Source organism: Pseudomonas sp. PB120 (genome assembly GCF_009761815.1).
In the GTDB taxonomy this organism is placed as follows: domain Bacteria; phylum Pseudomonadota; class Gammaproteobacteria; order Pseudomonadales; family Pseudomonadaceae; genus Aquipseudomonas.
Map to the genome: position 1 here is coordinate 1 of NZ_RWIN01000085.1, position 25,381 is coordinate 25,381.

Here is a 25,381-nt window from a genome sequence, read left to right on the forward strand (position 1 = left end):
GCGATGACGGTGTGTCAGCCAACATCTTCATCGACTGACACACCGTCATCGCGAGCAGGCTCACTCCCACAGGTTTTGCGGTGTTCTCGGGCTTACTGAGCGCGCAGGGTTTTCACGCCTTCGCTGGTGCCCAGCAACAGCAGATCCGCCGGACGTGCCGCGAACAAGCCATTGGTGACGACGCCAACGATTGCGTTGATCTGTTTCTCCAGCTCCACCGGGTGGGTGATCTGCATGTTGAACACGTCGAGGATGATGTTGCCGTTGTCGGTCAGCACGCCTTCACGGTAAACCGGGTCGCCGCCGAGTTTCACCAGCTCGCGGGCCACGTGGCTGCGGGCCATCGGGATCACTTCCACCGGAAGCGGGAATGCGCCGAGCACCGGCACCAGTTTGCTGGCGTCGGCAATGCAGATGAAGGTCTTGGCCACGGCCGCCACGATTTTCTCGCGAGTCAGGGCTGCGCCGCCGCCCTTGATCAGGTTCAGGTGCTCGTCGCTTTCATCGGCGCCGTCGACGTAGAACTCCAGGTCACTGACAGTGTTCAGTTCATACACCGGAATACCGTGGCCCTTGAGGCGCGCAGCGGTGGCTTCGGAACTGGCGACCGCGCCATCGAACGCGCCTTTGTGCTGGGCCAGGGCGTCGATGAAGCAGTTGGCGGTGGAGCCGGTGCCGACCCCGACGATGCTTTTGTCGTCGAGTTTCGGAAGGATGAAGTCGACCGCGGCCTGAGCCACTGCCTGTTTGAGTTGATCCTGGGTCATGCGGGCTCCGAGGTGCCGAAGAGAGGAAACGAAAGGCCGGCATTATAGGCTTCGGGGCGAGGAAGGTCATTGCCCGATTGGCAGCTGCCTGCTCCCTCAATAACTGTAGGAGCGAGCTTGCTCGCGATGGACGTGAACGATAGCGCGAAAAACCAGATACCCAGCGGTGCCCTTGAGTTTTTCGCGAGCGAGCTCGCTCCTACAGGTGATGATCTTCTCCGGCGGGGTTAAAACCACCTGTTTAGTGTGGTCGCCCGCCCAAAAGCCGGGTTAGACTCCTTGGTCCCGCCCAACCCGCTCAGTGATGCTTTCCGATGCTCGAACAGTACGTCAAAAAGATCCTCACCTCGCGCGTTTATGACGTTGCCGTAGAAACCCCTTTGCAAACTGCTCGCCAGCTCTCCGAGCGGCTGGGCAACAGTATTTTGCTCAAGCGCGAAGACTTGCAGCCGGTGTACTCGTTCAAGATTCGCGGCGCTTACAACAAGCTCACCCAGTTGAGCGATGAAGAGCGCGCCCGTGGCGTCGTGACCGCTTCGGCGGGCAACCATGCGCAGGGCCTGGCCCTGGCGGCGAAAGTGCTGGGCGTCAAAGCCACCATCGTCATGCCCAAGACCACCCCCGAGATCAAGGTCGAAGGCGTGCGTTCCCGTGGCGGCAAAGTGGTGCTGCACGGGGATTCGTTCCCGGAAGCCCTGGCCTATTCGCTGAAACTGGTCGACGAAAAAGGCTACGTCTACATTCACCCCTACGACGATCCCCACACCATTGCCGGGCAAGGTACGGTGGCCATGGAGATCCTGCGCCAGCACCCGGGGCGTCTGGACGCGATCTTCGTGCCGGTGGGTGGTGGCGGCCTGATCGCCGGCATTGCGGCGTACGTCAAATACCTGCGTCCCGACATCAAGATCATCGGCGTCGAGCCGGACGACTCCAATTGCCTCCAGGCGGCCATGGCGGCCGGCGAGCGTGTGGTGCTGCCGACCGTGGGCATCTTCGCCGATGGCGTCGCGGTGGCCCAGATCGGCCAGCACACCTTTGACATCTGCAAAGACTACGTCGATGACGTGATCACCGTGACCACCGATGAAATCTGTGCGGCGATCAAGGACATCTACGACGATACCCGCTCGATCACCGAACCTGCCGGCGCCTTGGGCGTGGCCGGGATCAAGAAGTATGTCGAGCAGAATGGCGTCACCGGGCACACCTTCGTGGCCATCGACTCCGGTGCCAACGTCAACTTCGATCGCCTGCGCCACGTCGCCGAGCGCGCCGAACTGGGTGAGGGCCGCGAAGCCATCATCGCCGTGACCATCCCGGAGAAGCCGGGCAGCTTCAAGGCGTTCTGCGAAGCCGTCGGCAAGCGTCAGATCACCGAATTCAACTACCGCTACAACACCGGCAGCGAAGCGCACATCTTCGTCGGCGTGCAGACGCACCCGGAAAACGACCCGCGCAGTGCGTTGATTGCCAGCCTCAGCGAGCAGGGTTTCCCGGTGCTGGACCTGACCGATAACGAACTGGCCAAGTTGCACATCCGCCACATGGTCGGCGGTCGTGCGGCGCATGTCGTCGATGAAGTCATCCTGCGCTTCGAATTCCCGGAGCGTCCGGGGGCGTTGTTCAACTTCCTCAACAAGCTGGGCGGGCGCTGGAACATCTCGATGTTCCACTACCGCAACCACGGCGCGGCAGATGGTCGAGTGGTGGCGGGCCTGCAAGTGCCCCACGAAGAACGGCACCTGGTTCCTGCGGCACTCGAGGAAATCGGCTACCCGTACTGGGACGAAAGCGACAACCCGGCCTATCTGCTGTTTCTTGGCTGAGCGGCTACGCTGATGGGCAGGTCATAAGGAAATCGGACAATGGAAACGTTAACTGCCCTGAAAATGGCGCACATGGTGGCAACCGTCGTGTTGCTGGCGTGTGCGCTGGGCCTGGGGATCTGGGTCTGGCGAACTCGGCGTCAGGGTGACGCAACGGCGGGCAGCCGCACGTTGCAACGGCCGCGCGTGTTCATCTGGCTGTTGATGGGCCTGGCGCTGCTGAGCATGCCGTTCACCGGCTGGTGGATGGTGCACCTGGTGGGCTGGCCGTTGGGGCAGACGTGGCTGCTGGCGTCGAGCGTGCTGTACACCGTGGCGGCGCTGGCGTTGTTCTGGTTGCTGGTGCGACTGAACAAAGCCCGCAAGACGCCGGGCGGCGTGGGTAAATTTACCTTTGCGTTGGCGTTGTTCAGTTTTGTTTGCTTCGTCGCGATTGCCGGGTTGATGGGCGCGAAGCCTGTGTAGGAGCGAGCTTGCTCGCGAAAAACCCATGATCGCTACGGGGTATCAGGCATCCCGCGTTATCGTTAACGACCATCGCGAGCAAGCTCGCTCCTACAAATACGGTGGTCAGTCGCGCAGACTGATCACCGGCCAGCCACGCTTCTCGGCCTCGGCCCGCAGATTCGGGTCCGGATCAACCGCCACCGGATTCACCACTTGCTCCAGCAACGGCAAATCATTCATCGAGTCGCTGTAGAAGTAACTGTCTTCGAGCGAATACCCGGTCTCTTCCAGCCAGCGATTCAGCCGCGTGACCTTGCCTTCACGGAAGCACGGAACATCAGTGCTGCGCCCCGTATAACGGCCATCGACCATTTCGCATTCGGTAGCAATCAGGGTTTCAACGCCCAAGCGCTCGGCAATCGGCCCGGTCACAAAACGGTTGGTCGCGGTGATGATCACCAGCTTGTCGCCGGCATCGCGGTGCTTGGCCAGCAGTTCGATGGCCTTCGGCAACATGAGCGGATCAATGCAATCGCGCATGAAATCGCTGTGCCATTGCGCCAGCGTGGCCATCTCGGTGCGGCCGAGGACTTCCAGGCAAAAGTTCAGGTAGGCGGCGTTATCCAGCTTGCCGGCCAGGTAGTCCTGATAGAACTCGTCGTTGCGCGTCTTGTAGGCGACGGCATCGAGAAAGCCGCGCTCGCACAGGTAATCGCCCCAGGCGTGGTCGCTGTCGCCGCCCAGAAGTGTGTTGTCCAAGTCGAATAAAGCCAGCCGCATTGCAGTTACTCGCTGAAAAGTCTGTAGAAAGGCGCCCAGAATACGGACTTTTCACAAGAGTGCACATAAGGTTGGCCGGCTCGTTGCTGCCTTCACAACCTTTGTGGAACAATGCGGCGACATGCGTTTGCGAGGTTGTTGCCGTGATCGACCCCGATGGTTTCCGCCCCAATGTCGGGATCATTCTCACGAATGATGCCGGACAGGTGCTATGGGCTCGCCGTATCAATCAAGATGCCTGGCAGTTTCCACAGGGAGGGATCAACCCCCAGGAGACGCCGGAAGACGCCTTGTACCGCGAGTTGAATGAAGAAGTGGGTCTTGAGCGCGAAGATGTTGAAATTCTCGCCTGCACCCGGGGCTGGTTGCGCTATCGTTTGCCGCAACGTCTGGTCCGTACCCACAGCCAGCCGCTGTGCATCGGCCAGAAACAGAAATGGTTTCTCCTGCGCCTGATCTCCAACGAGCAGCGGGTGCGGATGGATTTGACCGGTAAACCGGAATTCGATGGCTGGCGCTGGGTCAGTTATTGGTATCCGTTGGGCCAGGTGGTGACATTCAAGCGCGAGGTGTATCGACGCGCTCTCAAAGAGCTTGCCCCGCGCCTTTTAACGCGCGACTGACGACGGAGTTCGACCCCGAGCCATGCTCAATACGCTGCGCAAGATCGTCCAGGAAGTTAACTCCGCCAAGGATCTCAAGGCGGCGTTGGGGATTATTGTGTTGCGCGTCAAAGAGGCCATGGGCAGCCAGGTCTGCTCGGTCTACCTGCTTGACCCGGAAACCAACCGCTTTGTGCTGATGGCCACCGAGGGCTTGAACAAGCGCTCGATCGGCAAGGTCAGCATGGCGCCCAACGAAGGTCTGGTTGGCCTGGTCGGCACGCGTGAAGAACCCCTGAACCTCGAAAACGCCGCGGATCACCCGCGCTACCGCTACTTCGCCGAGACGGGTGAAGAGCGTTACGCCTCATTCCTCGGTGCGCCGATCATCCACCACCGCCGCGTCGTCGGCGTGTTGGTCATTCAGCAAAAGGAGCGCCGTCAGTTCGACGAAGGTGAAGAAGCCTTCCTCGTGACCATGAGCGCGCAGCTCGCCGGCGTTATCGCCCACGCCGAGGCCACCGGTTCGATCCGGGGGCTGGGTCGTCAGGGCAAGGGTATTCAGGAAGCCAAGTTCGTCGGTGTGCCGGGTTCGCCGGGTGCGGCGGTCGGTACGGCGGTGGTCATGCTGCCACCGGCCGACCTGGACGTGGTGCCCGACAAGACCATCACCGACATCGACGCCGAACTGGCGTTGTTCAAGACCGCCATCGAAGGCGTGCGCGCCGACATGCGCGCGCTGTCCGCCAAACTGGCGACCCAGCTACGCCCGGAAGAGCGCGCGCTGTTCGACGTCTACCTGATGATGCTCGACGATGCCGCGCTGGGCAGCGAAGTCACCACCGTGATCAAGACCGGCCAGTGGGCCCAGGGCGCGTTGCGTCAGGTGGTGACCGATCACGTCAATCGTTTCGAACTGATGGACGATGCTTACCTGCGTGAGCGCGCATCGGACGTCAAGGACCTTGGTCGCCGTCTGCTCGCCTATTTGCAGGAAGAGCGCCAGCAGAACCTGGTCTACCCGGAAAAAACCATTCTGGTCAGCGAAGAACTGACGCCGGCAATGCTCGGCGAGGTGCCGGAAGGCACGCTGGTCGGCCTGGTTTCGGTCCTCGGCTCGGGTAACTCCCACGTCGCGATCCTCGCTCGGGCGATGGGCATCCCGACGGTGATGGGCCTGGTCGACCTGCCTTATGCCAAGGTCGACGGCATCGAACTGATCGTCGATGGCAATCGCGGCGAGGTCTACACCAACCCCAGCGACGTACTGCGCAAGCAGTTCGCCGAGGTGGTGGAGGAAGAGAAACAACTGGCGCTCGGCCTCGATTCCCTGCGCGACCTGCCGTGCGTGACCCTTGATGGCCATCGCATGCCGCTGTGGGTCAACACCGGACTGCTGGCGGACGTGGCGCGGGCACAGAAGCGCGGCGCCGAGGGCGTCGGCCTGTACCGCACCGAAGTGCCGTTCATGATTAACCAGCGTTTCCCGAGCGAAAAAGAGCAGCTGGCGATTTATCGCGAACAGCTTGCGGCGTTCCATCCGCAACCGGTGACCATGCGCAGCCTGGACATCGGCGGCGACAAGTCGCTGTCGTACTTCCCGATCAAGGAAGACAACCCGTTCCTCGGCTGGCGCGGCATTCGCGTGACGCTCGACCACCCTGAAATCTTCCTGGTCCAGACCCGCGCGATGCTCAAGGCCAGCGAAGGCTTGAACAACCTGCGCATTTTGCTGCCGATGATCTCCGGCACTCATGAGCTGGAAGAAGCCCTGCATTTGATTCACCGGGCCTGGGGGGAAGTCCGCGACGAAGGCTGCGATGTGCCGATGCCGCCGATTGGCGTAATGATCGAGATTCCGGCGGCGGTGTATCAGACCAAGGAACTGGCGCGGCAGGTGGACTTCCTGTCGGTCGGCTCCAACGACCTGACCCAGTACTTGCTGGCCGTGGACCGCAACAACCCTCGGGTGGCCGATCTGTACGACTACCTGCACCCGGCGGTGCTGCAAGCCTTGCAAAATGTGGTGCGTGACGCCCATGCCGAAGGCAAGCCGGTGAGCATCTGCGGTGAAATGGCCGGTGATCCGGCGGCTGCGGTGCTGTTGATGGCGATGGGTTTCGACAGCCTGTCGATGAACGCCACCAACTTGCCGAAAGTGAAGTGGATGCTGCGTCAGATCAACCTGAGCAAATCCAGGGAACTGCTCGCCGAGCTGATGACCATCGACAACCCGCAAGTGATCCACAGCTCGCTGCAATTGGCGCTGAAGAACCTTGGGTTGGCGAAGATGGTCAATCCGGCGGCGGTCAAAGCCCTCTAAAACGCTAATGGCCTCATCGCCAGCAGGCTGGCTCCCACATTGGATTTGTGTTTGACGTAAATCCCCTGTGGGAGCCAGCCTGCTGGCGATGAGGCCAGATCAGACAATGCTAAATTCTGATCTCCACTTCCCCAAGATGTCCGCCATACGGCCCGAAACTCCGTTCGACCATCTGCCGCGTCCCATCCGCCTGAACAATCAGCGCCGTACTCGCCCGAGTCCCGTAACTCTGGCTGGCAATGAACACACTCGACAACAACGTCTCGGTCGCCAACCCGACACCGGTGTCCGGCAGCTCGGTAAACGCTGCAGTCTGGGAATCGCTCAGCAACGCCAATAGCGCCTGGGGTTGAGGATCTCCCAGCACCTCTTCCAGCGCCGCCCGCGCCTTGATCAGCTTCGGCCACGGCGTATCCAGCCCCGCGTTCGACAACCCGTACACCCCGGCCGGCAGCAGCACCGCTTCAGACTCTCGAGAATTGAAATGCCACAGCTCATGGGTATTGCCGATCAGCAGGTTAAACCCGGCATATTCGACCGAACGCCGGACAACGTCGCTTAAATAATCCTCTATCGGCAGCTCGCCCGTGAGAAAGCCCGCCACCAGCTCACCCCGGGATTTGCGCGACGGCGGCTGATGCGGGTCACGGATATTGGTCAGCGCGGCGAAGCGGCCGTTGGCGCCGATGCCGAGCCAGGTGCCTCCGGCCTCAAGGTCGCGACCGGCATGGACGTGCGGGGCATGCGCCCATTGCGCGAGGGGCAGGCTGGGCCTGGCGTAGAATTCGTCACGGTTGGCCGCAACGATCAGCGGTTGGGCGTGACCCGGTCGCCAGGCGAAAACAATCAGGCACATAAGGTGGTCCTTGTGTGTTTTTTGCCCACTCTACGCAGTCATCGTCCGTCGATCCATCGCCACATGGTGGAGCTGGAGGTGGTGCATCCGTTACCATGCCGCACTTATTTGGGGATCGGCCATGGAATTTCTGCTCTATCTGGCGCTTGGCGCTTGCGCAGGCGTGCTGGCCGGGCTGTTCGGAGTTGGCGGCGGGATCATCATCGTCCCGGTGCTGGTGTTCAGTTTCACCTTGCAGGGCTTTGATGCCTCGATCCTGACTCACTTGGCAGTCGGTACGTCGCTGGCGACGATCATCTTTACCTCGGTCAATGCGGTGCGCGAGCATCATCGGCGCGGCGCCGTGCGCTGGCCGATTTTCGTCTGGATGACCGTCGGCATTCTGATCGGCGCCGGTTTCGGCGCGCTGACGGCCGAAGCGATTTCCGGACCGAACCTGCAGAAAATCATCGGCGTATTCGCTTTGGTCATCTCCGCGCAGCTGGCGCTGGACGTCAAACCCAAGGCCAGCCGAACGGTGCCGGGGAGACTCGGTCTGACCCTGGCCGGCAGCGTGATTGGCTGGGCCTCGGCGATTTTCGGGATTGGTGGCGGTTCGCTGACCGTGCCGTTCCTGACCTGGCGCAGCGTGCCGATGCAGCAAGCCGTGGCCACCTCGTCGGCGTGCGGTCTGCCAATTGCGTTGGCGAGTGCCTTAAGTTTCATGATTCTGGGCTGGCACGATCCGTTGCTGCCGGCCCATAGTCTCGGTTTTATCTACTTGCCGGCGCTGCTGGGCATCGCTCTGACGAGCATGGTGTTCGCCCGTCTCGGCGCGCGACTGGCCCACAGCCTGTCGCCGAAGTTGCTAAAAAGACTGTTTGCCGCTTTGCTGTTCTGCGTTGGCCTGAGCTTCCTGCTCTGACACGCGTCGCAATCCTGGCTTAATCCTGAGGTGGCAGCGTCGCCCGGGAATTTTGAAGGTTTCAACTCTAACGAGGAGTCGCAATGCTGCCTTACCCGCAGATCGACCCGGTGGCCCTGGCCATCGGTCCGCTGAAAATCCACTGGTACGGCCTGATGTACCTGATTGGCATCGGCGGTGCGTGGCTGCTGGCGTCGCGCCGGCTCAACCGTTTTGATCCGACCTGGACCAAGGAGAAACTCTCCGACATGGTCTTCTGGATGTCGATGGGCGTCATCGTCGGCGGCCGACTGGGTTACGTGCTGTTCTACGATCTGAGTGCCTACCTGGCCAACCCGACGCTGATTTTCGAAGTGTGGAAGGGCGGCATGTCGTTCCACGGCGGCTTTATCGGCGTCATGTTGGCGGCGTTGTGGTTCGGCAAGAAGAACAACAAGTCGTTCTTCCAGTTGATGGACTTTGTCGCACCGATGGTGCCGATCGGCCTGGGCGCCGGGCGCATCGGTAACTTCATCAACGCCGAGTTGTGGGGCAAGCCGACCGACGTGCCGTGGGCGATGATCTTCCCGCCGTTCAGCGATCCGGCGCAGTTGCCGCGCCACCCCTCGCAGCTGTATCAGTTCGCGCTGGAAGGCGTCGCGCTGTTCCTGATCTTGTGGCTGTTCTCGCGCAAGCCGCGGCCGACCATGGCGGTGTCCGGGATGTTCGCGCTGTTCTACGGCATCTTCCGTTTCATCGTGGAGTTCGTCCGCGTACCGGACGCGCAACTGGGCTATCTGGCCTGGAACTGGCTGACCATGGGCCAGGTGCTGTGCGTACCGATGATCGTCGGCGGTCTGTTCCTGATCTGGCTGGCGTATAAACGCGCTCCGGCGGCTCCAGCAGCGGCTGTATAAATTCGAACCCCGGGGGCGACGGTTTCCGGGTTCAAGGACACAGGTAACTCATGAAGCAATATCTCGAACTGGTCGCCCACGTCATCAAGAACGGCACCAAGCAGGCCAACCGCACCGGCGTGAACACCATCAGCTTTCCGGGCGCGATGCTGCGCTACGACCTGAAAGAAGGTTTCCCGGCGATCACCACGCGCAAGATGGCTTTCAAATCGGCCATCGGCGAAATGTGTGGTTTTCTGCGTGGGGTGAACAACGCCGCCGAATTCCGTGCGCTGGGTTGCAAGGTCTGGGATCAGAACGCCAACGAAAACGCGCAGTGGCTGGCCAACCCGTTCCGTCAGGGTGAAGACGACCTGGGCGAGATCTACGGCGTGCAATGGCGCAAATGGCCGGCGTACAAGCAGATCCCGGTCAGCAACCAGGCAGCCATCGAGCAGACCCTGAAGCAAGGCTATCGCCAGATCGCTGAAGGCGAAGAAGACGGCCAGGCCTACGTGGTGTTGTACAAGGCGATCGACCAGATCCGCCAATGCGTGGACACCATCATCAAGGACCCGGGCAGCCGGCGCATTCTGTTCCACGGCTGGAACGTCGCGCAGCTTGATGAAATGGCCTTGCCGCCGTGCCACTTGCTGTATCAGTTCCACCCGAATGTCGAGACCAAGGAAATTTCCCTGACCCTCTACATCCGCTCCAACGACCTGGGCCTGGGCACGCCGTTCAACCTCACCGAAGGCGCTGCGCTGCTGAGCCTGATCGGTCGCCTGACCGGTTACACGCCGCGCTGGTTCACCTATTTCATCGGTGACGCGCACGTCTACGAAAACCATTTGGACATGCTCAACGAACAGCTCCAGCGCGAGCCGTTCCCGATGCCGAAACTGGTGATCAGTGATCGTGTGCCGGAGTTTGCCAAGACAGGCGTGTATCAACCGGAGTGGCTGGAGTTGATCGAGCCGAGCGATTTCTCGCTGGAAGGCTATGAGCACCACCCGCCAATGACCGCGCCGATGGCCGTCTGAAGCCAGACGCGCCCCCCATTGTAGGAGCGAGCTTGCTCGCGAAAAACTCAAGATCGCTGCGGGGCACCAGATGCCTCGCGTTATCGTTAACGACCATCGCGAGCAAGCTCGCTCCTACAGGGGCGGCGGTGTTCTTAATGGCCGTGACTGCGGCCTACATGTGAATGCTCCACCTCCGTCGCCACAACCCCGCCACTCACTTCCAGCCGCTGCAAAATCCCGCACTGTTCAATATCCGGCCCCTCGCCACAGCGTTGGCGCAGGTCGAGCAGTTGTGCCTGTAACGCCAGCAACCCGTCGATCCGCGCCTTCACGTGATGAATATGCTCGTCGATCAACGCATTCACGCTTTCACACTGATCCTGCGGACTGTCGCGCAAGGCCAGCAGGCTGCGGATTTCCTCGAGCGTCATGTCGAGGGTGCGGCAGTTGCGGATGAAGGTCAGGCGCTCGGCGTGGGCCTGGGTGTAGACGCGGTAGTTGCCGTCGCTGCGGGCCGGTTCCGGCAGCAGGTTTTCGCGCTCGTAGTACCGGATGGTTTCCACGGCGCAATCGGTGAGTTTTGCCAATTCTCCGATCTTCATGACGGCGATCTCCAAATGGGTGCTTGACCCTATAGTGGCTACAGGGTCTTTACTTGGCAACAGGCACCTTCATGGACGCACCCAATGAGCGATTCACGGCACGATCACACACACGAGGCGGGCCACAGCCACAAGCTGCAGCCTGTCGCCCCGCATAACCATGGCGGCCACGGCAATTCCTGCTGTTCCGCCAAAGTGGCGGCGCCGTCGCTGGTCAAGTTGAGCGCAACGCCGACCGACGGTGCACGGCTGAGCAGTTTCCGCATCGACGCCATGGACTGCCCGACCGAGCAGACGCTGATCCAGAACAAACTCGGCAAACTGGCGGGCGTGCAGCAACTGGAGTTCAACCTGATCAACCGCGTGCTCGGCGTCACTCACGACCTGACGAGCACGGCGCCGATCATCGACGCGATCAAATCGCTGGGTATGGTTGCCGAACCGCTGGAGCAGGGCGTCGAAGCACCCGCCCCAGCAGCGGAGAAAAAGCCTTGGTGGCCGCTGGTGTTGTCCGGTGTGACCGCGCTCGCCGCCGAAGTGATCCACTTCACCGATGCAGCGCCCAACTGGGTGGTGGCGGTGGTTGCGCTGATTTCCATCCTCAGCGGCGGCCTCGGCACCTATAAAAAGGGCTGGATCGCCCTGAAAAACCTCAACCTGAACATCAACGCGCTGATGAGCATCGCGGTGACCGGCGCGATCCTGATCGGGCAGTGGCCGGAAGCGGCGATGGTGATGTTCCTGTTCACCGTGGCTGAGTTGATCGAAGCCAAATCCCTGGACCGGGCGCGCAATGCCATCGGCGGTTTGATGCAGATGACCCCGGAACAGGCCACGGTGCAGCAGGCTGATGGCCGCTGGGTCGAGCAAGATGTCAAAACTATCGAGCTGGGCGCGCGTGTGCGGGTGCGGCCGGGTGAGCGGATCGGGCTGGACGGTGAAGTGCTGACGGGCAGTTCAACCATCGATCAGGCGCCGATCACCGGCGAAAGCCTGCCCGTGGAGAAGACCGTCGGCGATAAGGTCTTCGCCGGCACCATCAATCAGGCCGGTTCTCTTGAATACGCCGTGACCGCCGCAGCCAACAATTCGACGCTGGCGCGAATCATCCACGCCGTTGAGCAGGCTCAAGGGGCACGGGCGCCAACCCAGCGCTTCGTTGACCAGTTTTCAAAAATCTACACGCCCGCCGTATTTGCCCTGGCCTTGGCCGTCGCGATCATTCCGCCGTTGTTCATGGGCGCAATCTGGTTCGACTGGATTTACCGGGCGCTGGTGTTGCTGGTGGTGGCGTGCCCGTGCGCGCTGGTGATTTCCACGCCCGTGACCATCGTCAGCGGCCTTGCGGCAGCGGCGCGCAAAGGGATTCTGGTCAAGGGCGGCGTCTACCTGGAGGGCGGTTACAAGCTCGATTACCTGGCGCTGGATAAAACCGGGACGATCACCCACGGCAAACCGGTGCAAACCGATTACCTGTCACTTGACCCAACGGCTGACGCAACCGCTCCGGTCATTGCGGCAGCGCTGGCCGGGCGTTCGGATCACCCGGTGTCGCTGGCCATTGCCAACGCGGCTGTGGATAAACATTCTGCGCCGCACGTTGTGGATAACTTCGAAGCCCTGGCCGGTCGCGGGGTGCGCGGCGAGATCAACGGTCAGGTCTATCACCTGGGCAACCACCGTTTGGTGGAAGAGCTGAACCTGTGCTCGCCCGCGCTGGAAGAAAAGCTGTTCGCCCTGGAAAAACAGGGCAAGTCTGTGGTGCTGTTGCTCGACAAATCCGGCCCGCTGGCACTGTTCGCCGTGGCCGACACTGTGAAGGAATCCAGCCGAGAAGCGATCCGGCAACTGCACGATCTGGGTATCAAAACCCTGATGCTCACTGGCGACAACGTCCACACCGCCCAGGCGATTGCCGCACAAGTCGGCATCGACGAAGCCAAGGGCGATCTGCTGCCGACCGATAAACTCCAAGCCATCGAAGCGCTGTACGCGCAGGGCCACACTGTCGGCATGGTCGGCGACGGCATCAACGATGCCCCGGCGCTGGCGCGGGCCGAGATCGGTTTCGCCATGGCCGCCGCCGGCACCGATACCGCCATCGAGACCGCCGATGTCGCGCTGATGGACGACGATCTGCGCAAAATCCCGGCGTTCATCCGCCTGTCGCGGCAGACGTCGAGCATCCTCAAACAGAACATTGCCCTCGCTTTGGTCATCAAGGCGATCTTTCTTGGGGTAACCTTCGCAGGGGTGGCCACCATGTGGATGGCGGTGTTCGCCGACATGGGCGTGAGCCTGCTGGTGGTGTTCAACGGTTTGCGCCTGTTGCGCAAGTAAACGATGAGGGACGGGTGTGCTGAGTGCCGAGCTGAAGGCGTTTTACATGGTGGCCCGCCTGGGCAGCATCACCCTGGCGGCGAAAAAACTCGGCCTGAGCCAACCCACCGTGACGACGCAGATCCGCAATCTGGAAAGCCAGTACTCGGTTGAACTGTTCTACCGTGGCGGCCGACGCCTCACCGTCAGCGATGAAGGCGCGCGCTTGCTGCCGATGGTCAAGGCGTTGTTGCAGCAGGAAGCCGACATCGAGTTTTTCCTGCGCAACAGCGGCCAGGTTCAGGGCACATTGCGCATCGCCGCCACGGCACCGTATTACATCCTCGATCTGGTGAAGACCTTCCGCGAACGCTTGCCGCAGGTGGAAGTGTCGGTGGAAATCGGCAATTCCCAGCAAGTGCTCGAAGCGTTGGAGGATTACCGGGTCGATGTCGCCGCGTCCTCGCAATTGCTCGACGATGCACGGCTGATTCGCCGGGTGCTTGGCAGTGATCCGCTGGTGCTGGCGGTGCATCGCAATCATCCGCTGGCGGTGCACGATCATGTGCCGCTCACTGCATTGGCCGGACACACCTTGTTAATGCGCGAGTCGGGCTCGACCACCCGGCGGTTGACCGAGGAATTGCTGGCCAGCGCCGGCGTGAGTTTCGGGCCGTTGCTGGAGATTGGCAGCCGGGAGTCGATTCGCGAAGCGGTGCTGCGCAACATCGGCATCAGCATCATCGCCCGCCAGGAAGTGCCGCATGACCCGCAGTTGCGCGTGCTGACCATCGAAAATGCGCCGCAGATTCCCGAGTACTTGTATTGCCTCAAGGAGCGCAAAGGCGCGCGGCTGCCGGCGGCGTTTCTGGGGTTGGCGCAGGAAATGGCCCCTGCGTAGATCCCTGTGGCGAGGGAGCTTGCTCCCGCTGGGCAGCGAAGCGGCCCCAAAAAATGGGCCTGCTGCGCAGTCCAGCGGGAGCAAGCTCCCTCGCCACAGGTTCTCCATTGATACAACCATTTACCCCAACCCAAATCCCCGAATACCACTATCAGCCGTTTTTGCCTTACTGCCACATGACGGACGCATTACCTCCCTAGGATGGCCTTCATCTGCTTGATGAGGTCTGTCCATGAACCACTCGATCGCAACTGCCCTGACCAACCCCGGCGCCCCGATGAAAGTGCGCGGCGTACAGAAACGCTTTGGCGCGTTCACCGCGCTGGATAACGTTTCCCTCGACGTCGCGGCCGGCGAGCTGGTGTGTCTGCTGGGCCCGTCGGGCTGTGGCAAAACCACCTTGCTGCGCTGCATCGCCGGTCTGGAGAAACAGGACAGCGGCGAGTTGTACCTCGGTGATCGCAATGTGTCCGACCTCGCGCCCCAGGCTCGGGACTACGGAATCCTGTTTCAGTCCTACGCGCTGTTCCCCAATCTCACCGTCGAAGCGAACATTGCCTACGGCCTGGCCGGCAGCGGTCGCGACGAAATGCGCAAGCGCGTCGGTCAGATGCTGGAACTGGTCGGCTTGATCGGCAGTGAGAAAAAGTACCCCGGCCAGTTGTCTGGCGGCCAACAGCAACGGGTCGCCCTGGCCCGCGCCTTGGCCCCGGCGCCCTCGTTGTTGCTGCTGGACGAACCGATGTCCGCCCTCGATGCCCGAGTGCGCGAGCATCTGTGCACCGAGCTGCGCCAACTGCAACGCAGCCTCGGCATCACCACCCTGATGGTTACCCACAATCAGGACGAGGCCATGCTGATGGCCGACCGCATCGCCGTCATGAACAACGGCAAGGTCGAGCAGTACGCCACGCCACAGGAAATCTACGACCGCCCGGCCACGCCGTTCGTCGCGGAGTTTGTCGGTCAGGGCAACTGGCTGCCGTTCCAGCGCAGCAGCGACAGTCACGCCCAGGTCGGCGGGATGAGCATGCGCCTGGCCGATGGCAGCGCTAAAACAGCGTCGGGCCGCTTGTTTTGTCGCCCCGAGGCCATCAACGTCAACCCGCCGGTGCATGAAGAAAACCTGTTCCCGGCCAAGGTTCGCGAGATCACCTTCCTCGGCAACCGCTGCCGCATGAGCTTCGAACTCGATCAATTGCCCGGCCACGCATTGCTCGCAGAGCTGGCACCCGAAGCCATGCCACGCCTCGGTGCGCAGCAGATCATGGTCGCCTTGCCGCCGCGCAGCCTGCAGGTGTTTGCCTGATGAGCGCGAACATCGCGCTGCCGATACCGCACAAGCAGGTTCGGCAGACCTCCCGTGCCGAGATCGGCGACCGGGTGTTTGTGGTCGGCGGCAAAGTCCTGTTGCTGGTATTGCTTGGCGTCGCGGTTTTGATGCCGCTGCTGGCGATCTTCTGGCGCGGCTTCAGCTCCGAGGCCGGGCAGGGCGGTGGTTTGGTCGCGGCCCGTGAATTGGTCACCAGTGCGAACTTCCACTGGCTGCTCGGCAACAGTTTGAAAGTGTCCCTCAGCGTTGCGGCGATTGTCGTACCGCTGGCCTACCTGTTTGCCTACGCCCTGCAACGCACGTTGATTCCGGGCAAAGCCATCTGGCGCGGGATGTCGCTGTTGCCACTGATGGCGCCGTCGATGCTGCCGGGCATCGCGCTGGTTTATCTGTTCGGTAACCAGGGCATGTTGCGCGGTTTGCTCTCGGACAATATCTACGGCTTCTGGGGCATTGTGCTGGGCGAGGTCATCTACACCTTCCCACACGCCTTGATGATTTTGCTGTCGGCGTTGTCCCTGGCGGATGCGCGTCTGTTCGATGCCGCTTCAAGCATGGGCGCCAGCCCGGCGAAAGCCTTCCGCAGCATCACCTGGCCGGCGACGCGTCAGGCTGTGTTCGCTGCGTTCTGCCTGGTCTTTACGTTGACCATCACCGATTTCGGCGTGCCCGTTGTGGTGGGGGGCGACTATCAGGTCCTGGCACTGGAAGCCTACAAAGCGGTGGTCGGCCAGCAACAATTCGGTCGCGGCGCCTTGATCGGCATGGTCCTGTTGCTGCCGGCGCTATTCAGCTTCGGGGTTGATGCCTGGTTGCGTCGACGTCACGGCGACTCCATGAGCGGCCGTGCCCAAGTGTTCAAACCGGCGCCATCGAAACTGCGGGACGGTTGCTACCTGGCGATTGTGCTGTTGATCTGTGCGGCGTTGCTGTTGGTGTTCGGCATGGCGGTGTTCTCGTCGCTGGTGAAATTTTGGCCGTACAACCTGTCGTTGTCGCTCAACCACTACCAGTTCAACGACACGGCGGGCGGCGGTTGGCTGGCCTACGGCAACAGCGTGAAGATGGCCCTGAGCACGGCGTTGATCGGCAGCGTGCTGATCTTCACCGGCGCTTACCTGATGGAAAAAACCAAGGGCCAGCGCGGGCTGAACCTGACCTTGCGCATGCTCAGTTTCGTGCCGATGGCGGTGCCGGGGCTGGTGTTGGGCCTGGGTTACGTCTTCTTCTTCAACCTCAACGGTAACCCGCTGCACGTGCTCTACGGGACCATGACGTTGTTGGTGGTCTGCACCATTGCTCACTATTTGACCACCGCACAAATGACTGCGACCACCGCATTGCGCCAACTCGACGCCGAGTTCGAAGCCGCTGCGCTGTCGCTCAAGGCACCGCTGTACCGCCATTACCTGCGCGTCACGGTGCCGATCTGCCTGCCGGCGCTGCTGGATATCGTGCGCTACCTGTTCGTCTCGGCCATGACCACCGTCTCGGCGGCGATCTTTCTCTACAGCCCCGACACCATCCTCGCGGCGGTGGCGGTGCTGAACATGGATGACGCCGGCAACGTCGGCGGCGCGGCGGCGATGTCGACCCTGATTCTGTTCACCTCGGCGGGCGTGTCCCTGCTGCTGGCCTGGGCTTCGCGCGGTTTGCTGCGCCGCTCCCAGGCCTGGCGGCAGACCGCGCCCGGTCACTGATTTCCACTCCCGCAACCTCAACTCAAAACAGGAAAAGATCATGTTCAAGCCCCTGGCCCTGGCCGCTGCTGTCCTCACCGCTTTCAGCCTGAACGCCTTCGCGGCGAAAACCGAGTTGACGGTGTACACCGCGCTCGAAGCGGAACAACTGAAGACCTACAAAGAAGCCTTCGAAAAAGCCAACCCGGACGTCGAGATCAAGTGGGTACGTGACTCCACCGGCATCATCACCGCCAAGCTGCTGGCCGAAAAAGAACGCCCACAGGCAGACGCCGTCTGGGGCCTGGCCGCGTCGAGCCTGGCGATCCTCGATCAACAAGGCATGCTGCAAAGCTATGCGCCGAAGGACCTCGGCAAAATCGGCGGCAACTACCGCGACGCCGCCAACCCGCCAGCCTGGGTCGGCATGGACGTCTGGGCCGCCACCATTTGCTTCAACACCGTCGAAGCCGAAAAGCAGGGCCTGACCAAGCCCGTGAGCTGGCAAGACCTGACCAAGCCTGAGTACAAAGGCAAAATCGTCATGCCGAACCCGGCCTCGTCCGGCACCGGTTTCCTCGACGTCAGCGCCTGGCTGCAAACCTTCGGCGAGAAGCAGGGCTGGCAGTACATGGACGACCTGCACCAGAACATCGGCCAGTACGTTCACTCCGGTTCCAAGCCTTGCAAACTGGCAGCGGCGGGCGAGTTCCCGATTGGTATTTCCTTCGAATACCCGGCAGTTCAGCTGAAGCGTCAAGGCGCGCCACTGGACATCATCCTGCCGAAGGAAGGCTTGGGCTGGGAGATCGAAGCGACCGCCGTGATCAAGGGCACGCAGCATGAAGACGCGGCGAAGAAACTGGCTGACTTCTCGGCCAGCCCGGCGGCAATGGACCTTTATAAAGAGAACTTCGCCGTGCTCGCCCAGCCTGGCATCGCCAAGCCGCAGACCGAATTGCCGGCGGATTATGAGCAGCGTCTGATCAAGAACGACTTTGCCTGGGCCTCGAAGAATCGCGACGAGATCCTGACCGAGTGGCGCAAGCGCTATGACGGCAAGTCCGAGAAAGTGGCTGCCAAGTAAACAACGCACAACCCTGTGGCGAGGGAGCTTGCTCCCGCTAGACTGCGTAGCAGGCCTTCTTTTGGGGCCGCTTCGCAGCCCAGCGGGAGCAAGCTCCCTCGCCACAAAAGCGGGATTATCTGAATGACCCAACACAACGACATGCTGATCGTAGGCGCCGGCATCCTCGGTTTGTCCCACGCCTATGCCGCCGCCAAACGCGGTTTGAAAGTCACCGTTTTCGAACGCAGCGAAACACCCTTGGGTGCTTCGGTGCGCAACTTCGGCCAGGCCCTCGTCACCGGCCAACCGCCGGGCCCGATGCTCGAACTGGCAAAGGCCAGCCGAGATATCTGGGGCCAATGGGCGCAACTGGCCGGCCTGCAACTCAAGCGCAACGGCTCGTATCTGTTTGCCCGCACCGAAGCCGAAGAACACCTGCTGGAAACATTTTGCGCCGGACGCGCCGTGGAACACGGTTACCGCGTCGACCTGCTGCGCGGCGCGGCCTTGCGCGATCTGTACAGTGGCCAGTTCCGTCATCATCGCGCGGCGTTGCACGGGTTGGACGATCAACAGCTGTATTCGCGCGAAGCCATTCCGGCGCTGATCGACTACCTGCGTCGCGACCTCGGCGTCGAGTTTCACTTCTCCACGCTGGTGCGCGACATCGAGCCCGGCCGTTTGCACAGCACCGCCGGCAGCTTCAGCGCCGAGCAGATCATCGTGTGTTCCGGCCACGATTATCAGACCTTGCTGGCCGAGCCGATTGCCGCGCTCAACCCGCAAATCTGTCGCCTGCAAATGCTCCGCGCCCGCCCGCAGGTCAACCTCAACCTGCAACACGCGTTGCTCACCGGTTTGAGTTGCGTGCACTACGGCGCGTTTGCCGATCTGCCGGAAGCGGCGGCGGTGCAGGCGCATATCCTGCGCGAGCAACCGCACCTGCATGAAAACGGCATTCACCTGTTGATCAGCCCGACGCCCTACGGTGAATTGATCATCGGCGACTCCCACCATTACGGCAGCGATCCGTCACCGTTCAACGCTGAACAGGTCGATGACTGGATGATTGAACTGGCCGAGCAGACGCTGGGCTGCAAGGTGCAAGTGGTCGAACGCTGGCAGGGCGTCTATGGTTCACGGGGGCCGGCACCGTTCTCATTCCTGCGGCCGATGCAGGGGGTGAGCGTCGCGCTGATGCACACCGGCGTCGGCATGAGCGTCGGGCCGGCAATGGCCGAGCGTAACGTCGCGACTGTACTGGGGGAATGTTGATGGACCGTAATGCGCAAGTGATCGCCGAAGTGTTTGGCCTGTATGAGCGCTTCGGCGACAGCGATTACATCGGCGAGCCGGTGTCGCAGATCGAGCACATGTCCCAGGCGGCGGAACTGGCCATGGCCGAAGGTTTCGATGATGAAGTGGTGCTGGCGGCGTTCTTCCACGACATCGGCCATATCTGTGCCGACAGCGCCGAGAACATGGGCGGTTTCGGCGTGGTCAGCCATGAACGGCTGGGCGCCGATTATTTGCGGCGCGCAGGTTTCAGCGAACGCATGGCGCGGCTGGTGGAGTACCACGTTCAGGCCAAGCGCTACCTGACGCTCAAGGAGCCCGGGTACTACGAGCGATTGAGCGAGGCCAGCCGCCGGACCCTGGAGTATCAGGGCGGAGTGATGACTGAGGCCGAGGCTGAAGCCTTCGAGCAGGACCCGTTGTGCGCGGTGAGTTTGCGCATGCGGCAGTGGGATGAGTTGGCGAAGGAGATGCGGGTGCCGGTGATTGATCTTGGCATCTTGAAGGGCAAGGCGTTGCGCCTGTTGGCGGCATAGACACCTGTAACCGAGTTGCGCCCATCGCGAGCAGGCTCACTCCCACAAGGGATTTGTGTCGGCCACAGATCCAATGTGGGAGTGAGCCTGCTCGCGATGGGGCCGCCCCAGTCACCACAGAATTCAAAGCTGCTGCGCCAACACCTCGATCTGCTCCTGCCGCTCCGCCTGATTCAACTTCGCCTGTGGATTGAGCGACGACCACTGCGGATACGCCCGGGCCTTGTTCAAGGCCTCGGGCAGTTTGCCTTCGCGCCAGCTCTTGTCCTGCGGCGTGGCGACCTGGATGCTGTCCATCGCCGCGTGCCCGCGCACCTCAAGTGCCTGAAGCAGCTGGCGTTGACGCAACGCCAACAGCCGCAACACACTGTCATCGACCGTCAATTCCCGTTGCCCTTTGATCTTGCCCAGCAACCGGCTGCCATAGCTGCGCGCGGTTTGCAGGGCGCCGCCGGCAATCGCGCCGGCCAGTGCTGCGGCGCCGAGGGTCAGGCCGCCCACCAGAAAATCCACCCCGGCCCCGGCCGCCGCGCCAGCCGCGATACCACCGCCGACCCGCACGCCGAGTTGCTTGAGGGTTTCGGGGTTGAACAGGTCATCTCCCCAACGCCCATCGAGCAGCGGTAAATCACTGGCCGAAGCGTCTTGCGGGCGGAAGGCGTAGAGCTTGAGCAGCGCTTCGACGCAGCGCTGTTCCCGTTGGCGAACCGCTTTGCGCAATTCGCTGATGGCGCGCTGTTCTTGCTCTGCATCGCTGACCACACTGCGTCGGCACGCGGCGCAATCGATCAGCAATTCAGCAATCAGCCGCGCTGCACTTTGCTGTCGCGCCAGGCGTTGGGCCTGTTGATCGGCGATCAGGCGCTCCAGTTGCTCGCGGGAATTTTCCAGCAGCAAGGCGAGGCTTTCATAGAGCCGGCGTTCGCCATCCTCCGGCGGCGCCACACTGTCGAAACGCACCAAGGCATGCAAACCCAGACGCGCGAGTGCTTCACGCCACTGCGGTTCGCGGTGATTGGCGCTGCTGACGAAATTCAGCACCGGCAGCAGCGGTTTGCCGCAGCCGGCCAGCACTTCCAGCTCGTCACGGTATTTCGCGAGCACCGGTTCGCGGGCATCGATTACGTACAGGCCGGCATCGCAGGCGAGCAGTTGTCGCAGCACTTTGGCCTCTTGCTCGAAACGTTGCCGCGCCTCGCTGCCTTCAAGGAATCGCGCAATCCGTGCCGGCCCGTCGAGGCGCTCACCGGGCCGCTCCAGGCGTTCGAGGTAGTCGAGCAGGGCGATGGCGTCTTCCAGACCCGGGGTGTCGAACAGGTCGAGCAACGGGTCGCCGTCCACCGACAGCCGCGCACCTTCGACGTGGCGTGTGGTGCTGGGCCGGTGGGAGACTTCGCCGAAACCGACGTCACGGGTCAGGGTGCGCAACAACGACGTTTTGCCGACATTGGTGTGCCCGACCACGGCCAGCATCAAGGGCGGTTTCCACGGCTTAGTCATGACCCGTCTCCAGCCAGTTCATCGGCGCGCAGTCGGCGAAGGGCAATTCAAGCTGTTGCAGCGCGAGGTGCCAGTCGCCGAGGCGCTCAGCGTCCAGCGCTTCACCGGGCGGTGCCGGCAGCAGCCAGACGCGGGTGGCGCTGGCATTGCGCGCCAGTTCGGCGATCAGCGCCAGGCTGCCGCGATCCGGTGAGCGTCTTGGATCGCAGGCGATGGCCAGCCGCGCCGGTGGGAAACGACTGAGTTGTTCCAGGAGTTTGTTGCGCGATTCGCGGCTGTCGAGGATGCCGGCGTCGTTCACGTTTTGCGGCAGTACCGGCGGCCACGAACGTTGATCGTCCAGTTCGATCGCGACCAACAACGCGCCCTCGCTTTCCCGTTCGCTGGTGCCACTTTCTACACGATGCAGTTGCTCGGGCGCGGCATCGCTGATGCCCAGGCGTTCGCTGGTGGGCATCAATCGTTCGCGCAGTTGGGCGTAGCCGGGCAGGTTCAGGTCCAGGTGCAAAGACGCCTGACCGGATTTCCAGCGCCACAGACAGAACAGCGCCAGCAGCAAGCGCGGCACAACGCCGTACACCACCAGCACGCCGACCAGCCACGTGGCCCAGGCCTGACGGGCGCTTTCGATGTTCAGCGCGGCGTCGCCACTGGCGCGGATCATTTCCACCGTTGGCACGTTGAACCCCAGCAGGGCTGGCAGGGCGCCGAGGGCCTGGGTCATGGCGACAAAAGTGTCGGCACTGAGCAGGGTGGTTTCCCAGACGAAGTCGTAGCGTCGGGTCGCCATCAGTGTCAGCAGAATGGTCAGGGCGCTGAGCATCGCCAGCAGCCACAACGTGTTGACCAACACGCCAATCGCCCAGCGATTGAGTTTCTGTCGTTGCAATAACAGCAGCAGGGCCGGCGCCAGTTGCACGGCTTGGGCATCGCGGGCGAGTTTTTCGCTGAGCCACAGCCACAAGCGCCCGAGCGTGGCGCCGTGTTCACCCGCGAACATCAAGCCCAACGCCCAGCTCAGTAGCAGAATCAGGTTCAGCCCGAGCAGGCTGCCCAAGGCCCAAAACACATTGACCGGGGTTTGGCCGTCGCCCAACGCGGCGAATGCCAGGCCGGCGCCGCTCACCACGGCCAGTATCGCCAACACCAGCAGCGCCAATCGCGCCCCTTGCAGCCAGTGTTTGAGTGCGCCTGCCAAACCATCACGTTCGGCCAGCCACAGCGCGCGGCGCTGTATCCGTGCCGGCAGATCACCGCCGGCGGTGCGGGCCAGTCGGTTGGCTTCCACGTCCTCCAGCGGCCCGGCATGTTCTTCACGCAGGCGCACGGTTTCGGTCAGCCAGAGGTTTTGCAGCGGAGTCAGTTCAGTCACGCGGCATCCCGTCGCTCAATTGAGCTGTGAGCATAACCGCTGTGGCGCTTATCGGGGTATGGATGGCTCTGGTATCCTCGCCGGCATGACTAAATCACTCCCCCTCAGCCTGATCGCAGCCCTAGGTGAAAACCGTGTGATCGGCGTCGACAACAGCATGCCCTGGCACTTGCCGGGGGACTTCAAATACTTCAAGGCCACCACCTTGGGCAAGCCGATCATCATGGGTCGCAAGACCTGGGATTCCCTCGGTCGCCCGTTGCCGGGTCGCTTGAACCTGGTGGTCAGTCGCCAGGCGGATCTGGTGCTGGAAGGCGCGGAAGTCTATCCGTCGCTGGAGGCGGCGGTGGTTCGGGCGCAGGAATGGGCGAACGAGCAGGGCGTCGACGAGGTGATGCTGATTGGCGGCGCGCAGTTGTACGCGCAAGGGTTGGCGCAGGCGGACCGGTTGTATTTGACGCGCGTGGCGTTGAGCCCGGAAGGGGATGCGTGGTTTCCGGAGTTTGATTTGAAGGAGTGGAAACTGGTGTCGGATGTACCGAACCCGGCGGAAGGCGACAAGCCGGCGTACAGCTTCGAGGTCTGGGAAAAAGCCTAAAAGCATCGCCAGCAGGCTGGCTCCCACAGTGGGTTTGAGGTGAACACAGAATTTGTGAACACCCAAAATACCCTGTGGGGTTTGAGGTGAAACACAGCTTGTGCCAACACCCATAACCCCTGTGGGAGCCAGCCTGCTGGCGATGAGGCCCGATCAGGCGCTAAAGAATTTAGGCCTGCGCCAACGCCGAATGCTCATCCGCATCCAGCAACGCTTTATCTGTCTGCTGCATGACCTGGCTGGCAATCGCGCCCGCCGTGATCGAACCGCTCACGTTCAACGCCGTGCGGCCCATATCAATCAGCGGCTCGACCGAGATCAGCAACGCCACCAATGACACCGGCAACCCCATCGCCGGCAGCACGATCAGCGCAGCAAAGGTTGCACCCCCGCCGACGCCCGCCACACCCGCCGAACTCAGCGTCACAATCGCCACCAGCGTCGCGATCCACAGCGGGTCCAGCGGATTGATGCCCACGGTCGGTGCAACCATCACCGCCAACATCGCCGGATACAAACCCGCGCAGCCATTCTGGCCAATAGTCGCGCCGAACGAAGCGGCGAAACTGGCGATAGCCTGCGGAATGCCCAAACGGCTGGTCTGCGCTTCGATGCTTAACGGAATCGTCGCGGCGCTGGAGCGGCTGGTGAAGGCAAACGTCAGCACCGGCCAGATCTTGCGGAAGAAGCGCAGCGGGTTGATCCCGGCCGCCGACACCAGCACGCCGTGGACCACAAACATCAGTGCCAGGCCGATGTAGGACACCACCACGAAACTACCGAGCTTGATGATGTCTTGCAGGTTGGAACCGGCGACCACTTTGGTCATCAGCGCCAACACGCCGTACGGGGTCAGCTTCATCACCAAACGCACCAGGCGCATTACCCAGGCTTGCAGGGTGTCGATGGCGTTGATCACTTTCTGACCTTTTTCAACGTCGTCTTTCAGCAATTGCAGCGCGGCGACCCCAAGGAACGCCGCAAAAATCACCACGCTGATAATCGACGTCGGCTTGGCGCGGGCCAGGTCGGCGAACGGGTTTTGCGGGATGAACGACAGCAGCAGCTGCGGCACATTCAGGTCGGCGACCTTGCCTGCATAGTCTGTCTGAATGGTTTGCAGACGAGCCAGTTCCTGGGTGCCGGCCACCAGACCTTCGGCGGTCAGGCCGAACAGGTTGGTCAAGCCGATGCCGATCAGCGCCGCAATCGCGGTGGTGAACAGTAGCGTGCCAATGGTCAGGAAGCTGATCTTGCCCAGCGACGAGGCGTTGTGCAGACGGGCCACGGCGCTGAGGATCGAAGCGAACACCAGCGGGATCACGATCATTTGCAGCAACTGCACGTAACCGTTGCCCACCAGATCGAACCAGCCGATCGAAGCTTTTAGCACCGGGTTGCCGGCACCGTAAACGGTGTGCAACGCCACACCGAACACCACGCCCAGCACCAGAGCGAGCAGGACTTTTTTGGCCAGGCTCCACGAGGTGTGACGGGTTTGCGCCAGGCCAAAGAGCAGGGCGAGGAACACCAGCAGATTGAGAATCAGCGGCAGATTCATAAGGACTCCGATAAGACTTGTGCCAGCCACCTTCCGGGGCGGCTGCGAACCGGCAAGCCTAACAGCTTGATTTTCAATGATTTAATACCGAAAAAGTCTGACGACTGTCGTTTTTGGAATAAGCCGATGTCGCTGTCGGGGATGCAGCTGGCGCAATAGGTACGTTCGCGGTCGCAGACAGACGGGGACTGTCACACTAATTTGTTA

The 25,381-nt window shown here is 61.9% G+C and carries 22 protein-coding genes and 1 pseudogene; 16 read left to right on the forward strand and 7 right to left on the reverse strand.

The annotated features are described in order from the left end of the window. Window positions 1–92: 92 nt before the first annotated feature. Window positions 93–767, reverse strand: coding sequence for a ribose-5-phosphate isomerase RpiA (gene rpiA / locus EJA72_RS16615; protein ID WP_157712520.1), 675 nt, complete (start codon window positions 765–767; stop codon window positions 93–95). Window positions 768–1,081: 314 nt separating this feature from the next. Between rpiA and ilvA the strand changes: the two genes are divergently transcribed. Then, on the forward strand, window positions 1,082–2,596 hold the full coding sequence (gene ilvA, locus EJA72_RS16620) for a threonine ammonia-lyase, biosynthetic (RefSeq protein ID WP_157712521.1): 1,515 nt from the start codon (window positions 1,082–1,084) through the stop codon (window positions 2,594–2,596). A gap of 39 nt (window positions 2,597–2,635) precedes the next feature. Then, window positions 2,636–3,061 carry a DUF2269 domain-containing protein gene (locus tag EJA72_RS16625; protein ID WP_157712522.1) on the forward strand — a complete coding sequence of 142 codons (426 nt, stop codon included), beginning with the start codon at window positions 2,636–2,638 and terminating at the stop codon, window positions 3,059–3,061. Between the two features lie 105 nt (window positions 3,062–3,166). On the opposite strand, the gene EJA72_RS16630 is transcribed toward EJA72_RS16625, so the two are convergent. After that, entirely contained in the window at window positions 3,167–3,823 is a 657-nt protein-coding gene (locus EJA72_RS16630; protein ID WP_157712523.1) for an HAD family phosphatase, read from the reverse strand. 143 nt (window positions 3,824–3,966) lie between these two features. On the opposite strand from EJA72_RS16630, the gene EJA72_RS16635 reads away from it, so the two are divergent. Together EJA72_RS16635 and ptsP are read left to right on the forward strand one after the other, a co-directional pair. Continuing rightward, a complete protein-coding gene (locus EJA72_RS16635; protein ID WP_007945562.1) occupies window positions 3,967–4,446 on the forward strand; it encodes an RNA pyrophosphohydrolase in 480 nt (159 codons plus the stop codon). A gap of 22 nt (window positions 4,447–4,468) precedes the next feature. Next, window positions 4,469–6,748, forward strand: coding sequence for a phosphoenolpyruvate--protein phosphotransferase (gene ptsP / locus EJA72_RS16640; RefSeq protein ID WP_157712524.1), 2,280 nt, complete (start codon window positions 4,469–4,471; stop codon window positions 6,746–6,748). A 109-nt stretch (window positions 6,749–6,857) separates the two neighbouring features. On the opposite strand, the gene EJA72_RS16645 is transcribed toward ptsP, so the two are convergent. After that, complete coding sequence (locus EJA72_RS16645) at window positions 6,858–7,604, reverse strand: NRDE family protein (RefSeq protein WP_157712525.1); 747 nt, start codon at window positions 7,602–7,604, stop codon at window positions 6,858–6,860. 121 nt (window positions 7,605–7,725) lie between these two features. On the opposite strand from EJA72_RS16645, the gene EJA72_RS16650 reads away from it, so the two are divergent. The 3 genes from EJA72_RS16650 to EJA72_RS16660 all read left to right on the forward strand — a co-directional run bounded on the left by EJA72_RS16650 (window position 7,726) and on the right by EJA72_RS16660 (window position 10,426). Continuing rightward, window positions 7,726–8,508 carry a sulfite exporter TauE/SafE family protein gene (locus EJA72_RS16650; protein WP_157712526.1) on the forward strand — a complete coding sequence of 261 codons (783 nt, stop codon included), beginning with the start codon at window positions 7,726–7,728 and terminating at the stop codon, window positions 8,506–8,508. Between the two features lie 83 nt (window positions 8,509–8,591). Further along, on the forward strand, window positions 8,592–9,404 hold the full coding sequence (gene lgt, locus EJA72_RS16655; protein WP_157712527.1) for a prolipoprotein diacylglyceryl transferase: 813 nt from the start codon (window positions 8,592–8,594) through the stop codon (window positions 9,402–9,404). Window positions 9,405–9,454: 50 nt separating this feature from the next. Next, window positions 9,455–10,426 carry a thymidylate synthase gene (locus EJA72_RS16660; RefSeq protein ID WP_157712528.1) on the forward strand — a complete coding sequence of 324 codons (972 nt, stop codon included), beginning with the start codon at window positions 9,455–9,457 and terminating at the stop codon, window positions 10,424–10,426. A gap of 134 nt (window positions 10,427–10,560) precedes the next feature. On the opposite strand, the gene cadR is transcribed toward EJA72_RS16660, so the two are convergent. Next, entirely contained in the window at window positions 10,561–11,010 is a 450-nt protein-coding gene (cadR, locus tag EJA72_RS16665) for a Cd(II)/Pb(II)-responsive transcriptional regulator (protein WP_157712529.1), read from the reverse strand. An 84-nt stretch (window positions 11,011–11,094) separates the two neighbouring features. Between cadR and EJA72_RS16670 the strand changes: the two genes are divergently transcribed. The 8 genes and pseudogenes from EJA72_RS16670 to EJA72_RS16700 all read left to right on the forward strand — a co-directional run bounded on the left by EJA72_RS16670 (window position 11,095) and on the right by EJA72_RS16700 (window position 20,143). Then, window positions 11,095–13,350: a heavy metal translocating P-type ATPase gene (locus tag EJA72_RS16670; RefSeq protein ID WP_157712530.1), complete on the forward strand. Its 2,256-nt coding sequence runs from the start codon at window positions 11,095–11,097 to the stop codon at window positions 13,348–13,350. Between the two features lie 16 nt (window positions 13,351–13,366). Then, complete coding sequence (locus tag EJA72_RS16675) at window positions 13,367–14,230, forward strand: LysR family transcriptional regulator (RefSeq protein WP_178129397.1); 864 nt, start codon at window positions 13,367–13,369, stop codon at window positions 14,228–14,230. A gap of 4 nt (window positions 14,231–14,234) precedes the next feature. After that, a pseudogene (locus EJA72_RS29745) lies at window positions 14,235–14,330 on the forward strand (N-acetyltransferase); the annotation flags it as partial. A 132-nt stretch (window positions 14,331–14,462) separates the two neighbouring features. Further along, on the forward strand, window positions 14,463–15,539 hold the full coding sequence (locus tag EJA72_RS16680; protein WP_157712532.1) for a putative 2-aminoethylphosphonate ABC transporter ATP-binding protein: 1,077 nt from the start codon (window positions 14,463–14,465) through the stop codon (window positions 15,537–15,539). Next, window positions 15,539–17,263 carry a putative 2-aminoethylphosphonate ABC transporter permease subunit gene (locus EJA72_RS16685; RefSeq protein ID WP_157712533.1) on the forward strand — a complete coding sequence of 575 codons (1,725 nt, stop codon included), beginning with the start codon at window positions 15,539–15,541 and terminating at the stop codon, window positions 17,261–17,263. Before EJA72_RS16680 ends, EJA72_RS16685 begins: the two co-directional genes overlap by 1 nt. A 40-nt stretch (window positions 17,264–17,303) precedes the next feature. Continuing rightward, complete coding sequence (locus EJA72_RS16690; protein ID WP_157712534.1) at window positions 17,304–18,329, forward strand: putative 2-aminoethylphosphonate ABC transporter substrate-binding protein; 1,026 nt, start codon at window positions 17,304–17,306, stop codon at window positions 18,327–18,329. A gap of 123 nt (window positions 18,330–18,452) precedes the next feature. Further along, window positions 18,453–19,586, forward strand: a complete 1,134-nt coding sequence (locus tag EJA72_RS16695; RefSeq protein WP_157712535.1) for a TIGR03364 family FAD-dependent oxidoreductase — start codon at window positions 18,453–18,455, stop codon at window positions 19,584–19,586. Further along, complete coding sequence (locus EJA72_RS16700) at window positions 19,586–20,143, forward strand: phosphonate degradation HD-domain oxygenase (RefSeq protein WP_157712536.1); 558 nt, start codon at window positions 19,586–19,588, stop codon at window positions 20,141–20,143. Before EJA72_RS16695 ends, EJA72_RS16700 begins: the two co-directional genes overlap by 1 nt. 123 nt (window positions 20,144–20,266) lie before the next feature. On the opposite strand, the gene EJA72_RS16705 is transcribed toward EJA72_RS16700, so the two are convergent. Further along, window positions 20,267–21,643, reverse strand: coding sequence for a GTPase/DUF3482 domain-containing protein (locus tag EJA72_RS16705; RefSeq protein ID WP_157712537.1), 1,377 nt, complete (start codon window positions 21,641–21,643; stop codon window positions 20,267–20,269). Next, a complete protein-coding gene (locus EJA72_RS16710) occupies window positions 21,636–23,015 on the reverse strand; it encodes a DUF2868 domain-containing protein (RefSeq protein WP_178129398.1) in 1,380 nt (459 codons plus the stop codon). Before EJA72_RS16710 ends, EJA72_RS16705 begins: the two co-directional genes overlap by 8 nt. A gap of 85 nt (window positions 23,016–23,100) precedes the next feature. Here EJA72_RS16710 and EJA72_RS16715 point away from each other — a divergent pair, with 85 nt between their 5' ends. Further along, window positions 23,101–23,613 carry a dihydrofolate reductase gene (locus EJA72_RS16715; protein WP_157712538.1) on the forward strand — a complete coding sequence of 171 codons (513 nt, stop codon included), beginning with the start codon at window positions 23,101–23,103 and terminating at the stop codon, window positions 23,611–23,613. 169 nt (window positions 23,614–23,782) lie between these two features. On the opposite strand, the gene EJA72_RS16720 is transcribed toward EJA72_RS16715, so the two are convergent. Then, on the reverse strand, window positions 23,783–25,174 hold the full coding sequence (locus EJA72_RS16720; RefSeq protein WP_157712539.1) for an L-cystine transporter: 1,392 nt from the start codon (window positions 25,172–25,174) through the stop codon (window positions 23,783–23,785). Between the last annotated feature and the right edge of the window lie 207 nt (window positions 25,175–25,381).